Genomic DNA, 14,101 nt, shown 5'->3' with positions numbered 1-14,101 from the left:
GTACTCAGTGCCCGCCGGAGCCCCTGCGACGCCGCACCCGCAGCCCGATCAGCGCCGCCGCTCCCCCGGCGAGCACGGCGGCCGCGGCGAGCCAGGGCAGCGCGAGGAAGGAGGCGCGCCCGGACTCCCGTACGTCCTTCGCGGTGGCCGTGAGGGTCACCTCGCCCCAGTCGAACTGCGGCGATCCGGTCCACCGCTCGGTGAGCCGGATCTTCTGGCGGGGCAGCAGCTCGGAGGGGATCTTCGCCAGGTCGCGGGCGAGCAGGGTGCGGCCGAAGACGCCTTCGGCACGCAGGGCGACCCTGGGGTTGAGGGTGACGTTGCCGCGGTTGTGGAGCGTGTACGAGATGAGGGCGGTGCTCGTACCGGCGCCGGGAACCAGCGGCCGGTCCTGGTCGAGGGTGACGTCCTCGACGGCGAGGGCGGGGACGGTGGGGCCGTTGACCCGGAGGTAGACCCTGGCTCCGACGGCCCGCTGGACGCCGACCGCGACCGAGCCCTGCCCGCCGGCCTCCACGCGCTCGTCGAGGGCGACGACGGCGCCGGGGTGGTCGCCGGGCTCCGCGTCCTCCGGGACGGTCAGGGTGTACGGCACGGTGACGGAGGAACGGGCCGGGACGGTGATGCGGGTACGGGCGGGCTTGATCCAGGCACCGGCGCCGGTCTGCTTCTCGTGGCTGGTGCGGATGGCGAAGCCGCCGTCGCGTTCGGTGTTGTAGGCGTCGGCGCCGTAGAGCCGGAAGGTGAGGGGGGTGCCGGTCTTGTTGGCGACGGTGACCTCGTCGGTCACGGTCGTGCCGGGGTCCGCGGAGAGATAGAAGTACGGCCGGCTGCCGAGCTGGGAGGCGGCCGGGTGGACGGCCCACTCCCCGTTGTCGGCGGCCTGGGCGGACGGCGCGCCGAGCAGCACGAGCGCCGCCGCGACGAGGAGGACGTACAGCTTGGTGCGCACGGTGCGGACCCTCCCGGGGGTCGGAGCGGGATGCGGAGCGGGATGCGGAGCGGGATTCGGGAGCGGGCCGACCGGGTGCGCGCCCGGCCCGCTGTGTGCGTACTGCGGATCAGCTGAGCGTGAGCGTCAGGACGCCCGCGTACGAACCGGGCGCGGTGAACGCCGGGACGTCGAGGGAGACCTTGGCGTCGACGGTGAACTCACCGCCGGTGAGCGCGCCGTTCGGGGTCGAGGCGAGGGTCGCCCCGCCGCTGCCGACCGTTCCCGCCGAGCCGGGGACGCAGGTGCTCGGGCTGCCGGCCTTCGTGGTGCAGGCCGGGGTCCAGCTGAGGGCTCCGGCGCCGATGGAGCCGCCGGGGCCGGTGAAGTCGGTGACCTTGCCGGTCAGGGACCAGCCCGCGGGGCCGCCGCGGAAGTCCTTGACCGTCACCGTCTTCAGATCGCCGGTCGCCGCGCCGCCCTGACCGAAGTCGACGGACGACAGCTGGACGGCGTCACCGGCCTGGGTCATCGACAGCTGCCCCGCCGCGACGGACGCCGTGAGCTTCTGGCTGTTCGGCGGCTGCGGGGTGTCGTCGATGACGGTGTACGCGGCCGGTCCCGCGCCCTTCTCCGCGTCCCAGGCCGTCCCCTCGTACGCCACGATCCCGGTGGTCGCCTTGTCGTTGACCTTCAGCCGGGCGACGAATCCGCCCTCGCTGTCGGCCGTGACGGTCATCTTGTCGGCGGTCTCCGCCGCGCCGGACCTGCCGACGACGGTGACCTCGGCGAGCGGGGTGAACTTGGCACCGGTCACGGTGACCCGGACGCCCGGTGCGCCGGAGGCGGCGTCGAGCGCGATGCTGCGTTCGTTGGCACCCGGCTGGGCGCTCGCGACGACCGTCTCGGAGACGGGGGCGGGCGGGTTCAGGACGGTACAGGGGGTGTCCAGCTCCATGATGTAGCTGGTGTGGATGTTGTAGTCGCCGGGCGAGAGGCTGATCGAGCCGGGCGCGGTGACCGTGAACGTACCGGTCATCGAGAACGACGGGAACGTGCCCTTGCCGGGGACGGGCGGATTCTTCTTGGGGCCGGTGACGGTGACCGCGCCGGACTGGGCGCCGCCGAGGACGACCTTGCCGCTCGGGGTCATGATGTCGGCCGGAAGGGCCAGGTCGACGGGGTTCGACGCGGCGGGCTTGGTGACCGTGTAGGTGACCGTGACGGTGTCGCCGACCTTGGGCGTGGGCTTGTCGACCGTGATCTCTGCCGTCGTGGTGCCTTCGATCGGCGGGATGCCGGCGATCGGCGGCGGGACGCAGCGGGTCATGAAGTCCACGGCCTGGGACGCGGGCCCGAGCGCGCCGGCCGGTGACGCCAGCGCGCCTCCGACGCCGAACACCAGGGCGGTGGCCCCGAGGGCGGCGGTCCAGCGCCGTCTTCGGGGCGGGTTTCTCAAAGCCATGTGTGTGCCCCCTCCTGAGGGATGAGAGGGCGCCATTGACGGCCGGGCGTGAGGAGAAGTCAATGGAATCGAAATGCACCGACTGATGGCCCATCAGATGCTGTCAAGATCGGCGTTTTGGCTGGTCAGGCGTGTGCACACCACAGGTACCGGCGTCGCCTCAGGCGACGCCGGTGAAGGTGCGACAGGTGGGACAGGGCAGTCCGTCAGAAGACGAACGGCCCGGGCGACTGCGAGGTGACCGCGTCACAGTTCACGGCCACGCCGAAGATCGTCATCGTGAGCGCGGTGCCCGCGAAGTACGAGTTGAGACTGTCGCCGGCGGCCACGGTCCCGCTCAGCGGACCGATGGTGACGGACTGGTTCGCCGCCAGGGCCGGGTTCTTCTTACCGCTGAACACGCGGGTGCCGCCCCCGCCCTTGGCCATCGTCAACTGGGCGTTGATGGTGTCGGCGCCGACCGCGACCGGCGTCTTGACGGCGGAGGTGAGGGTGATCGTCGCGGCCGTGCCGCTCTGCGTGGCCTGGAGGGTGGCGAGCCCGCCGCCCCAGAACCCGCAGTCGTACGTGGCCGTGGCGGTGCCCGGCGTCACGGCGGCGGCCGCCGGGGCGAAGGCGAGTCCGGTCACGGCGAGCGCGCCCGCGAGGACGGCACCGATTCCTAAGTTGCTGCCTCTCATGAGGTCGTACCCCTTCCGGTGAAGCACGCAGGGGTGCGGACGCTGCGTGAAGGCGTAAATCTGACGGCCCGTCGGGCGGACCGCTGTCATTGACGCGCAACGAACCGGGGAAGACAAGAGAAGGTTCGTTGATTTTTCACAAACGCGCAAAGGGGGCCCGGCGTGCTGCCGGGCCCCCTTCGGGTCTGTCCGGGCCTCAGCCCGCCGTGACCGCCGCGCGCAGCTGCCCGTCGGGCCCGGCGAGCAGGACGGGGGTGTCCGGACCGCCGAGGTCACGCACCGCCGCGCGGTCCTCGTCCGAGGCGGCGTCGGCGTTCGAGACGACGGCCGCGGCCTCCAGCGACTGGGCGCCACTGGCCACGGCCATCGCGACCGCGGTCTGGAGCGCGCTCAGCTTGAGCGACTCCAGGGCCACGGTCCCGGCCACGTACGTGCGGCCGGTCTCGTCCCGTACCGCCGCGCCCTCGGGCACACCGTTGCGGGCGCGGGCGCTGCGCGCCAGCGTGATGATCTTGAGGTCCTCGGCGCCGAGGCCACCGTGGTCAGGCTGAATCGTCATGCCCCGAGGATAGGTCGGGGCACGGAATCAGCTCTGCGCGCCCTTCACGAACTTGTCGGTGGCGAGCTTGGCCAGGGCGTCGAAGTCCTTCTTCGCGGTGGCGGCGTCGGCGAGGTGCAGGAACCTCAGCACACCGGTGCCCTGACGGGCGACGACGAGGCTCGGCTCGATCTTGATGCCGGGCGCGACCTCCATCGAGAGGGTGAAGGCGTGCGCCTCCTCGACCCCCTGCGGGGCGGTGATCTTCTTCACCGAGGACTTCATCTTGCTGCCCTCGATCTCGACCGTGAACTCGGTGCAGCTGCCCAGCGCGGTGCCGACCTTCTTGGTGAAGTCGGCCGCGCCGGTACCGGCGAAGGTCACGATCTCCTCACTGAGCTCGGACTCGCTCTCACCCACGGTGAAGTCGACGCTCGCGCCCCTCGTGGCGCCGGCGATCTCGTCGCCCATCACGTCGGCGAACGGCTGGCACTCCGGCTTGTCGGCCTTGTAGACGTCCGTGGACGGCTTCGCCGTGGTGTCCTTCCAGCCCGACGGCAGGTCCTTCAACACCAGGATGCCGGCCTTCATCTGCGCGGCGGTCAGCGGAGTGGCGGGCGCCGGAGCCGCCGACGTCTGCCCGGCAGCCGGCTTGTCGCCCGCCTTGTCCTTGGTGTCCTTGGCGTCGCCCGATCCGCCGCACGCGGCGACGAGGGAGAGCGCGGAGACGGTGAGAGCGGCGGCCAGGCCGTGGCGAATGCGAGTACGCATGGTGGAAATACCCCTTGTGGGTGCAGTGACGTGGCAAACCGGCACCGGAGGGAGGGGACGGCCGGATCGCGAGGAGGATATACGCCACCTGTGACATTCCTGTGCGGAGGGGCCGCCCGGGCGGCTCGGTCAGCCCGCGATCGGGTACATCGCCCCGCGCCGGCCCTCGGGGGAGACCAGCCAGGTCAGCTTCGCCTCCGTGTCCGCCGCCGGCAACGGGGTGTGCATGACGATCGTCAGGTCGGGGCGCGCCGGCACCCGCAACTGCGTCGACTCCAGGTGCAGCTCGCCCACCACCGGATGCCCGATCTCCTTACGGATCTGGCCGCCCGGGGCGATGTCCCTCCGCTCCCACAGCTCCGCGAACTCCGCGCTCACCTCCTTCGCCTCCTCCACCACCGCGCGGAAGCCTTCGTCGTCCGGGCACTCCGAGCACGCGGCCCGGAACTGGGCGACGACCTGCGGCGCGAGGCGCTCCCAGTCGGCCGACCGGGAGCGGTAGAGCGGGTCGGTGAAGAAGGAGATGAGGCAGTTCTGCGAGATCTCGGGCCGCATGCCCAGGACGACCGACGCCGAGTCGTTGTACATGATCGTGTTCCAGTACACGTCCATGATGTGCGCCGGGAACGGCATCCACGCGTCGATCAGCCGCCGCAGCCCCGCGCACATGTCCCGCGCCGCCGGATCGACCTCGGGCGCGGGCGGGTTGAGGGCGGCGAGGACGTACAGATGGCGGCGCTCCGCCGCGCTGAGCCGCAGCACCCGGGCGACCGCGTCGAGGACCTGGGGCGAGACCGTGATGTCCCGGCCCTGCTCCAGCCACTGGTACCAGGAGACCCCGACGCCCGCGAGGACGGCGACCTCCTCGCGGCGCAGGCCGGGCGTGCGGCGCCGGGCCCCGCCGTCCGGGAGGCCGGCCTCGGCCGGCGTGACCCGGGCCCGACGGCTCATCAGGAACTCGCGCAGTTCGGCCAGTCGGTGTGCCTTGGCAGCGTCGTTCCCGACCGCAGTGGCCACGGCTGCTTCCTCCCCCTGGATGCCTGGTGGTGCGACCAACAGGATAAGTTCACGCTCCCCACGGATGTTCCCGCGCTCCGAGGGTGGGGGCATGTCGACGACCCTCACTCCCCCGGCCCCGACCCGGCCGGCCCTGACCGGCCGCTCCCGGCTGATCCTCTTCGTGCTGTGCGCCGCCCAGTTCATGGTGGCGCTCGACTTCTCCGTACTGAACGTGGCGCTGCCCGTGCTCGGCGCCGACCTCGGGATGAGCCCGTCCGCGCTGCAGTGGGCGGTGACCGCGTTCGCCCTGCCGTCCGGCGGGTTCCTGCTGCTCTTCGGCCGGATCGGCGATCTGTACGGGCGCAGGAAGCTGTTCCTCGCGGGCCTGGCGCTCTTCGGGGCGGCCTCGCTGCTCGCGACCTTCGCCTGGGACCCGGCCTCGTTCCTGACCGCGCGTGCCCTGCAGGGCCTCGGCGCGGCGGCGATCGTGCCGACCGGCATGTCGCTGCTGACCACCACATTCCCCGAGGGACCGCAGCGGGACCGGGCGCTCGGCATCTCCGGCACGCTGATGTCCCTGGGCTTCACGATCGGCATGGTGCTCGGCGGTGTCATGACCGACACGCTGGGCTGGCGCTCCACCATGGGAGTGCTCGCGCTGTTCAGCGCGGTCGTGCTGCCGCTCGCACCCGGCCTGCTGCCCGAGTCGCGGACCTCGGACCGGCCCCGGCTCGACGTGCCGGGCGCGGTGACCGTGACCGGTGGACTGCTCGCCGTGATCTACGCCCTGTCGACGGCGGCCGAGCGCGGGTTCGGCGGTACGGACATCCTGGTCACCCTGGTGCTGGGCGTCCTGCTCCTCGCGGCCTTCGTGGTGTTCGAGTCCCGGCACGAGGCCCCGCTGGTCTCGCTGCCGATGCTGCGCCGGCGGACGGTGGCCTTCGGCAATCTGGGCGGGCTCGTGACCTTCTCGATGATGTCCACGGTCGTCTTCGTCCTGACCCTCTACCTCCAGGAGACGCTGGGGCTCTCGGCCTTCGGCACCGGCCTGGTCTTCGGGGTGCAGGGCGTCCTGTCGGTGCTCGCCGGTTCGGTCGCGTCGAAGGTCATCGGCCGGTTCGGCGCCCGCCGCACGCTGGTGGTCTCCCTGCTGGGCCAGGGCGTGTTCGTGGCGACGCTGCTCGGCCTCGGCACGGAGTCGGGCGCGGTGTTCGCGACGGTCGGCGTCTCCTTGGCGAGCATGTGCCACCTCGGCGCGATCATCGCGTACGGCGTGACCGTCACCTCCGGCGTCCCGGACGAGGAACAGGGCCTGGCGACCGGCCTGGTGACGACGACCCAGCAGGTCGGCATCACCGTCGGCATCCCCCTGCTCGGCGTCCTGGCGACGACCGGCCCGAGCCTGTACGACGGGGTGCGCACGGTCCTCGCCGTCGACGCGGCGATCGTGCTGGCGGCGGCGCTCCTGATCGCCCTGGGCCTGCGCCGCAGGGCCTAGGCTCCCGGGCCTTGGCCCCCGTGCCTCAACTCCTAGGCCTTGGCCCCCTACGGCCGGTCGAGGCGGAGGCGGACCGCCTTCGGGAGCCCCGCGACCACCAGGTCGTACGAGTCCTCGACGAGCTCCCGGACCATGCGGTCCGGGAGCCCGCCGACGGTCACCGTGTTCCAGTGGCGCTTGTTCATGTGATAGCCGGGGGCGACCGCCGGGTACTCCTCGCGGAGCCGGACCGCCTCCTCCGGCTCGCACTTGAGGTTGATGCGCAGCGGCCTGCCGTCGAGCCAGGACAGCGCGAACATCTTCCCGGCGACCTTGAAGACGGAGGTGTCCGGCCCGAAGGGGAACTCCTCCGTCGCGTCGTTGAACTCCAGGCAGAAGGCGCGCAGCTGGTCAGGCGTCATCCCCGGTCCCTTCGGACGTGGCCGGTACGGGCTCCACGAGCACCGTCACGATCTTGTTCCGGCGGCCCGCGGGGGACTCGGCGGTCAGCCGCAGCGAGCGGCCGTCGGGCAGCTCCACGACCGCCTTGGCGCCCGAGATCGGCACGCGGCCGAGCGCCTTGGCGAGGAGTCCGCCGACGGTCTCCACGTCCTCGTCGTCGTACTCGTCCGGGCCGAAGCCGTACAACTCGCCGAGATCGCCGATGTCGAGGCGGGCGGTGACCCGGTAGCGGTCGTCGCCCAGCTCCTGGACCGGCGGGAGCTCGCGGTCGTACTCGTCGGTGATCTCGCCGACGATCTCCTCCAGGATGTCCTCGATCGTGACGATCCCGGCCGTGCCGCCGTACTCGTCGATGACGACGGCGACGTGGTTGCGCTCCTGCTGCATCTCCCGCAGCAGGTCACCCGCGTTCTTGGTGTCCGGCACGAAGGCGGCCGCGCGCATCGCCGTCGACACGAGGTCGGCCTCGGCATCGCGGTTGATGTGCGTCTTGCGGACCAGGTCCTTCAGATACACGATGCCGACGATGTCGTCCTCGTTCTCACCCGTGACCGGGATCCGCGAGAAGCCGGAGCGCAGCGCGAGCGTGAGGGCCTGACGGACGGTCTTGTACCGCTCGATGCAGATGAGGTCGGTGCGCGGCACCATGACCTCCCGTACGAGCGTGTCGCCGAGCTCGAAGACGGAGTGCACCATCCGGCGCTCGTCGTCCTCGATCAGCGACTCCTGCTCGGCCAGGTCGACCATGGCCCGCAGCTCGGCCTCGGAGGCGAAGGGGCCCTTGCGGAAGCCCTTGCCGGGGGTGAGCGCGTTGCCGATGAGGATGAGGAGCTGCGGGATGGGGCCCATGATGCGGGCCAGCGGCAGCAGGACGTACGCGGAGGCGGTCGCCGTGTTCAGCGGGTGCTGACGGCCGATGGTGCGCGGCGAGACGCCGACGGCCACGTACGAGACGAGCACCATCACCGCGATGGCGACCAGCAGGGCCTGCCAGGTCTCGGTGAACTCCTCCAGGCAGGCGTACGTGACGAGGACGCCGGCCGCCATCTCGCAGGCGACACGGACGAGCAGCGCCACGTTGAGGTAGCGCGTCGGGTCGGAGGCGACCTGCGCCAGCTTGTCGGCGCCGCGCCGCCCGGACCGTACGGCCTCGGCGGCGCGGAAGCTGGAGACGCGGGCGATACCGGCCTCGGCGCAGGCGGCGAGCCAGGCGACGATGACCAGGCCGACGGCGCCGAGGATCAGCGATGCGTTCATCGGGGGCTCAGGAGACGGTCGGCGCCGGGGAGGGGCCGGTCAGGCCCTTCTCCGCGCGCCAGCCGTCGACGATCGCCGCCTGGAGGCCGAACATCTCGGCCTTCTCGTCAGGCTCCTCGTGGTCGTAGCCCAGCAGGTGCAGCACTCCGTGGACGGTGAGGAGCTGGAGTTCCTCGTCCATGGAGTGCTGCGTCGGCGCGTCCTTGCCCTGCTGGGTGGCGACCTCGGGGCAGAGCACGATGTCGCCGAGGAGGCCCTGCGGCGGCTCCTCGTCGTCCTTCGTCGGCGGGCGCAGCTCGTCCATCGGGAACGACATGACGTCCGTCGGGCCCGGCAGGTCCATCCACTGGATGTGGAGCTGCTCCATCGCCTCGGCGTCGACGACGATCACCGAGAGCTCGGAGAGCGGGTGGATGCGCATCCGCGCGAGCGCGTAGCGGGCGATGTCGAGGATCGCCTGCTCGTCGACCTCGGTTCCGGACTCGTTGTTGACGTCGATCGACATGGTGCTTCTCTGCTACTTCCCGTTGCGGCTGTCGTACTGCTCGTACGCGTCGACGATACGGCCGACGAGCTTGTGCCGGACGACATCCTGGGAGGTGAGCATCGAGAAGTGGACGTCCTGGACCCCGTCCAGGATCTCCCGGACCTGACGAAGACCGCTCTTCGTGCCGCCCGGCAGGTCGACCTGGGTGATGTCACCGGTGATGACGATCTTGGATTCGAAGCCGAGACGGGTGAGGAACATCTTCATCTGCTCGGGGTTCGTGTTCTGCGCCTCGTCGAGGATGATGAACGCGTCGTTGAGCGTCCGTCCTCGCATGTACGCCAGCGGCGCGACCTCGATCGTGCCCGAGGCCATCAGCTTCGGGATCGAGTCGGGGTCGAGCATGTCGTGCAGCGCGTCGTAGAGCGGCCGCAGGTACGGGTCGATCTTCTCGTAGAGCGTGCCGGGCAGGAAGCCGAGCCGCTCGCCCGCCTCGACGGCCGGCCGGGTCAGGATGATCCGGGTGACCTGCTTGGACTGCAGGGCCTGGACCGCCTTGGCCATGGCCAGATAGGTCTTGCCGGTACCGGCGGGACCGATGCCGAAGACGATCGTGTGCTTGTCGATCGCGTCGACGTACCGCTTCTGGTTGAGGGTCTTGGGGCGGATGGTGCGGCCACGGCTGGAGAGGATGTTCTGCGTGAGCACCTCGGCCGGACTCTCCTGGCCGTCCTCCGCCTTGCCGTTCTCGCTCGCCCTGAGCATGGCGATCGAGCGTTCCACTGCGTCCTCCGTCATCGGCTGCCCGGTGCGGAGCACCAGCATCATCTCGTCGAACAGTCGCTGGATGAGGGCGACTTCCGTCGCCTCGCCCACCGCGCTGACCTGGTTGCCCCGGACATGGATGTCGGCCTTCGGGAACGCCTTCTCGATCACACGCAGGAGTGCGTCACCGGAGCCGAGAACGGTCACCATCGGATGCTTGGCGGGGACGGTGAAGTGGGCGCGGGCCTCGCCCGGCGCGCCATTGGGGGCTGTGGGTGTCTGAGTCATGGGCCGGCACTGTGGCCTGCACATACCTCCCGTTGCAGGGTTCTCGCTGCTCGACAACCTCTGGGATACCAAGCCTACGACTTGTCACCGGCACGGCCGAAGGCTTTTACAGCTGCGCAGCTCTGAACCCGATCGTCGGAACCGCGCGGCGCAGGGGCCATGGGCGGGTCGCGGCCGGGAGCAGCCGCTCCAGGAAGGCGTACCGGTCGCGCAGGGCCTCCGGGTCCTGGCAGACGTGCTCCTGGACGTGCTCCCACCAGGTGGCGACCTCGCCCCAGCCGGGCGCGGAGAGCGAGCCGCCGAACTCCTGGACGGAGAGCGCGGCGATCAGCCCGGCGAAGGCCAGCCGGTCGGCGAGGGGCCAGCCCGCGAGCGTGCCGGTGACGAATCCGGCCACGAAGACGTCCCCGGCGCCGGTCGGGTCGAGGGCGGAGACCGCGATGGCCGGCACCTCGGCGGTCTCGCCGGTGGCGCCGTCGACCGCGTACGCGCCCTCCGCGCCCAGGGTGACCACGGCGTAGCGGACCTTGTCGGCGAGCGCGCGGGCGGCGGCCCTCGGGCAGTCGGTGCGGGTGTAGCGCATGGCCTCCTGGGCGTTGGGCAGGAAGGCCTCGCAGTGGTCCAGGTCGGCCAGTCCGTTCAGGTCCCAGCGGCCGGTGTCGTCCCAGCCGACGTCGGCGAAGACCTTCGCGCCGCCCCGTGCGGCCTGGGCGACCCATTCCTCGCCGCGGCCCGGTACGAGCGAGGCGACGGCGGCCCGGGCGTGCGGCGGATAGGCGGGCAGGGCGTCGTCCAGGGGCGGGGCCTCGTGGCCGTGGGAGACCATCGTGCGCTCGCCCTCGTACGCCATGGAGACGGTGACCGGGGAGTGCCATCCGGGCACGGTCCGGGAGAGCGAGAGGTCGATGCCCTCGCCCTGCTCCAGGGCGTCCCAGCAGTACTCGCCGTAGTGGTCGTCCCCGAAGGCGGCGGCGAGCGAGGTGCGCAGGCCGAGGCGGGCGAGGGCGGTGGCCATGTTGGCGACGCCGCCGGGGCTGGAGCCCATGCCCCTGGCCCAGGACTCGGTGCCGCGCACGGGGGCGCAGTCGAGGCCGGTGAAGATGATGTCGAGGAAGACCGTGCCGGTGAGGAAGACGTCGCAGGCGGGGTCGGTGGGCTCGCGCAGGCGCACCAACGGGTCGACGCCCGCGTCGTGTTGGTGGTCTCCCCTTGGTGTGGTCACGGCAGGCTCCCCGAACTCGTGCGGATCAGGTCAAGTGTGCCCGATGGGGTCCGAGTGGCGGGTGCGGCGAGATCAAAATCGCTCGCGTCTACCCGGGGAATCAGACCCCAAACCCATAGTGACCCAGATCACATTCCGAATGCGGGGTTTCCATCCCTTTCGGGGTTCTCGGGACCCTCACGTGCTTGATACATATGTCCCGCGATCCCGTGCAACACCGGGCGCCCCTCCCCTCCCTCCCGTTCTCTGGAACGCCCATGTCGTCGCGCCCGCGTGCCCTGGGGCCTCTTGTCGCCCTGTTCACGGCCGGTTATCTCGCTCCGTATTTGCTCCCGACCGTCGTCGGCAGACTCTCCGCCGGGCTCGGCCTCACCCCGGCCCAGGCGGGCCTGGTCGGCTCGGTACTGCTCCTCTCCTCCGCCTCGGCCGGCTTCACGCTGGCCGCGCGCGTGGAACGGCTCGGCCCGCGCCGGGCGGCCCGTATCGGCCTCCTCGCGATGGTCGCCGGCTACGGCTCGGCGGCGCTGACCATGAGCGTTCCGCTTGTGGTCGGCGGCGCGGTCGTGGGCGGCTTCGGCTCCGGTACGACGCTGGCCGTGGCCGCGTCCGGCATCGCTGCCCAGCGGGACCCCCACCGGGCCTCGACGCTGGGCCTGCTCGCCGTCTCGGCGACGGCCGGCGCGCTCTACCTCTCGCTCCCCCACCTCGGCAGCGGCCACGCGCTGCCGTTCGCGTCCATCGCGGTCGCGGCGGCGCTGGTCTGGCCGCTGACGGGCGGCCTCGCGGGCGGCTCGACCGGCGGGATCAGGCGCCCGGCCACGGAGCCGGCCAAGGGCGGGGGCGCGGGATCCCCGCTCCCCCACCGGCGCTCCGGTCTCGTACTCGCCGGGGCGATCCTGTGCTGGTCCTTGGCGCAGAACGCCCTCTGGGGTGTCAGCGGCCGGATCGGGCTCACCCAGGCCGGGCTGAGCGAGGTCACCGTCGGCGCCGTCTTCGCCGTGGCGCTGGGGGCCGGGCTCGCGGGCGTCACGGCCGCGGGAGCGCTCGGCTCGCGGATCGGCCGGGCCGCGCCGGTCGGGGCGGGCACGGTGATCATCGCCGTGTGCGTGCTGGTCAGCTCGCGCGCGGAGAGCCTGCCCGCCTTCGCGACCGGCGAGATCCTCTGGAACGTCTTCTACCCGGTCGTCCTGTCGTACCTGCTCGGTCTCGCCGCCTCCCTCGACCCGCGCGGCCGCTGGGCCGTGCTGGTGGGCTCGGCGTCCTCCCTGGGCGTGGCCTGCGGCCCGGTCACCGGCAGCGTCCTGTCCGAGCAGGCCGGATACCCGGGCATGGGCCTGGTCCTGTGCGTCCTGCTCCTGCTGGTGGCTGTCCCGATGACGGCGGTCGCCCTGCACACCTCCGGCCGCCCGCTGGTCCCCGGCTCCGTCCGCCGCCGCGGCGGCGCCCCGGCGGCGGTGCTCGCCGGCACGACAACCGCCGCGACGGGCCTGGTGCCGCAGATGGGCGCCCCGGAGCAGGAGGTCACCGAGATCCCGGTCCCCTCCCGGCGCCGGGCCGACCGCCGCGCCTTCCGCCTGGCCCGCCCGAGCGACCGGGGCTGAGCGCCCGTTTCCCGACCCGGGGCACCGACCCCGGACCCCGCGCCTCGGGGCCGGAGGCCGTACAGGGCGTCCGGGGCGGAGCCCCGGGTCGAGAAGGGGCGGGGCGGGGTGGGGAAGGAGCCCGCCGCAGGCGCCCCATCCCGCACACCCCGCCCTCTACTCCGCGTCGAAGTCGTACGCCTCGACCTCGGCCAGGTACCGCGCCCTGCGGTCCTCGTCGTCGTCGAGGAACGACGCCTCGAACGAGTTGCGGGCCAGCGTCCGCAGCTGTTCCCGGTCAAGACCCAGCGCGCCCCTCACCGCGTCGAACGTGTCGCCCACGTAGCCGCCGAAGTACGCCGGGTCGTCGGAGTTGACCGTCGCCATCAGGCCCGCGCCCAGCATCGCCGCCAGCGGGTGGTCCTCCAGGACGTCGATCGCCCGGAGCCGTACGTTCGACAGCGGGCAGAGCGTGAGCGGCACCCGCTCACGCACGAGCCGCTCCACCAGCTCCGGGTCCTCCATGCAGCGCAGCCCGTGGTCGATCCGCTCCACACCGAGGACGTCCAGCGCCTCGCGGATGTACGCCGGCGGGCCCTCCTCGCCCGCGTGGGCGACCTTGCGCAGACCGAGCGCCTCGGCCGCCGCGTACACCTCGCGGAACTTCGACGGCGGGTGGCCCACCTCCGCCGAGTCCAGGCCGACGCCCGTGATCCGGTGCAGGTAAGGCCGCGCGGCCTCCAGCGTCGCCATCGCCGACTCGGCGGACTCGTCGCGAAGGAAGCACATGATCAGCCACGTCGAGACGCCGTGCCTCTCCTCGGCCCGGTCGAGGGCGCGGGCCAGCCCCTCGATCACCGTCCCGATCGGCACCCCCCGGGCCGTGTGGGCCTGCGGGTCGAAGAAGATCTCCGCGTGCCGCACCCCCTGCGCCGCGGCCCGCGCCAGATACGCGTCGGCCAGCTCGGTGAAGTCCTCGGTCGTGTGCAGGACGGCCATCAGCTCGTAGTACAGGTCCAGGAAGGACTGCAGATCGCTGAAGAGGTACGCCTTGCGCAGCTCCTCGGTGTCCGCGTACGGCAGGGTGACGCCGTTGCGCGCGGCGAGCGCGAACGCCAGCTCGGGTTCGAGGGTGCCTTCGATGTGGAGGTGGAGTTCGGCCTTGGGGAGGGGCATGGA

The 14,101-nt window shown here is 71.8% G+C and carries 14 protein-coding genes; 2 read left to right on the top strand and 12 right to left on the bottom strand.

Annotated features, from left to right (window positions below):
- Positions 1-4: 4 nt before the first annotated feature.
- The 6 genes from ACFY8U_RS19870 to ACFY8U_RS19845 all read right to left on the bottom strand — a co-directional run bounded on the left by ACFY8U_RS19870 (position 5) and on the right by ACFY8U_RS19845 (position 5,336).
- Entirely contained in the window at positions 5-952 is a 948-nt protein-coding gene (locus tag ACFY8U_RS19870) for a WxL protein peptidoglycan domain-containing protein (RefSeq protein ID WP_361594024.1), read from the bottom strand.
- Between the two features lie 109 nt (positions 953-1,061).
- A complete protein-coding gene (locus ACFY8U_RS19865) occupies positions 1,062-2,396 on the bottom strand; it encodes a beta-xylosidase (RefSeq protein WP_361762374.1) in 1,335 nt (444 codons plus the stop codon).
- A gap of 206 nt (positions 2,397-2,602) precedes the next feature.
- Complete coding sequence (locus tag ACFY8U_RS19860; protein ID WP_389571783.1) at positions 2,603-3,076, bottom strand: hypothetical protein; 474 nt, start codon at positions 3,074-3,076, stop codon at positions 2,603-2,605.
- Positions 3,077-3,272: 196 nt separating this feature from the next.
- On the bottom strand, positions 3,273-3,635 hold the full coding sequence (locus ACFY8U_RS19855; protein WP_361594028.1) for a cytidine deaminase: 363 nt from the start codon (positions 3,633-3,635) through the stop codon (positions 3,273-3,275).
- A 27-nt stretch (positions 3,636-3,662) separates the two neighbouring features.
- Positions 3,663-4,385: a hypothetical protein gene (locus ACFY8U_RS19850; protein WP_389571780.1), complete on the bottom strand. Its 723-nt coding sequence runs from the start codon at positions 4,383-4,385 to the stop codon at positions 3,663-3,665.
- Positions 4,386-4,514: 129 nt separating this feature from the next.
- Positions 4,515-5,336, bottom strand: a complete 822-nt coding sequence (locus tag ACFY8U_RS19845) for a helix-turn-helix transcriptional regulator (protein ID WP_389572104.1) — start codon at positions 5,334-5,336, stop codon at positions 4,515-4,517.
- Between the two features lie 157 nt (positions 5,337-5,493).
- On the opposite strand from ACFY8U_RS19845, the gene ACFY8U_RS19840 reads away from it, so the two are divergent.
- Positions 5,494-6,882 carry an MFS transporter gene (locus ACFY8U_RS19840; protein ID WP_389571777.1) on the top strand — a complete coding sequence of 463 codons (1,389 nt, stop codon included), beginning with the start codon at positions 5,494-5,496 and terminating at the stop codon, positions 6,880-6,882.
- A gap of 47 nt (positions 6,883-6,929) precedes the next feature.
- Here ACFY8U_RS19840 and ACFY8U_RS19835 read toward each other — a convergent pair whose 3' ends face one another.
- The 5 genes from ACFY8U_RS19835 to ACFY8U_RS19815 all read right to left on the bottom strand — a co-directional run bounded on the left by ACFY8U_RS19835 (position 6,930) and on the right by ACFY8U_RS19815 (position 11,342).
- A complete protein-coding gene (locus tag ACFY8U_RS19835; protein WP_361594036.1) occupies positions 6,930-7,283 on the bottom strand; it encodes an MmcQ/YjbR family DNA-binding protein in 354 nt (117 codons plus the stop codon).
- Positions 7,273-8,580, bottom strand: coding sequence for a hemolysin family protein (locus ACFY8U_RS19830; RefSeq protein WP_389571774.1), 1,308 nt, complete (start codon positions 8,578-8,580; stop codon positions 7,273-7,275). The genes ACFY8U_RS19835 and ACFY8U_RS19830 overlap by 11 nt, the downstream gene beginning before the upstream one ends.
- A gap of 7 nt (positions 8,581-8,587) precedes the next feature.
- On the bottom strand, positions 8,588-9,085 hold the full coding sequence (ybeY, locus tag ACFY8U_RS19825; protein ID WP_352187910.1) for an rRNA maturation RNase YbeY: 498 nt from the start codon (positions 9,083-9,085) through the stop codon (positions 8,588-8,590).
- A gap of 12 nt (positions 9,086-9,097) precedes the next feature.
- Complete coding sequence (locus ACFY8U_RS19820; protein ID WP_361434971.1) at positions 9,098-10,120, bottom strand: PhoH family protein; 1,023 nt, start codon at positions 10,118-10,120, stop codon at positions 9,098-9,100.
- A 106-nt stretch (positions 10,121-10,226) separates the two neighbouring features.
- Complete coding sequence (locus ACFY8U_RS19815; protein ID WP_361594040.1) at positions 10,227-11,342, bottom strand: PfkB family carbohydrate kinase; 1,116 nt, start codon at positions 11,340-11,342, stop codon at positions 10,227-10,229.
- Positions 11,343-11,599: 257 nt separating this feature from the next.
- On the opposite strand from ACFY8U_RS19815, the gene ACFY8U_RS19810 reads away from it, so the two are divergent.
- Positions 11,600-12,943, top strand: coding sequence for an MFS transporter (locus ACFY8U_RS19810; RefSeq protein ID WP_389571771.1), 1,344 nt, complete (start codon positions 11,600-11,602; stop codon positions 12,941-12,943).
- A 156-nt stretch (positions 12,944-13,099) separates the two neighbouring features.
- Here ACFY8U_RS19810 and ACFY8U_RS19805 read toward each other — a convergent pair whose 3' ends face one another.
- Positions 13,100-14,098, bottom strand: coding sequence for an adenosine deaminase (locus ACFY8U_RS19805; RefSeq protein WP_389571768.1), 999 nt, complete (start codon positions 14,096-14,098; stop codon positions 13,100-13,102).
- Between the last annotated feature and the right edge of the window lie 3 nt (positions 14,099-14,101).

Origin of the sequence: Streptomyces sp. NPDC012508 (genome assembly GCF_042902595.1) — a bacterium.
GTDB lineage: Bacteria > Actinomycetota > Actinomycetes > Streptomycetales > Streptomycetaceae > Streptomyces.
This window is presented reverse-complemented; position numbering and strand designations above follow the sequence as displayed.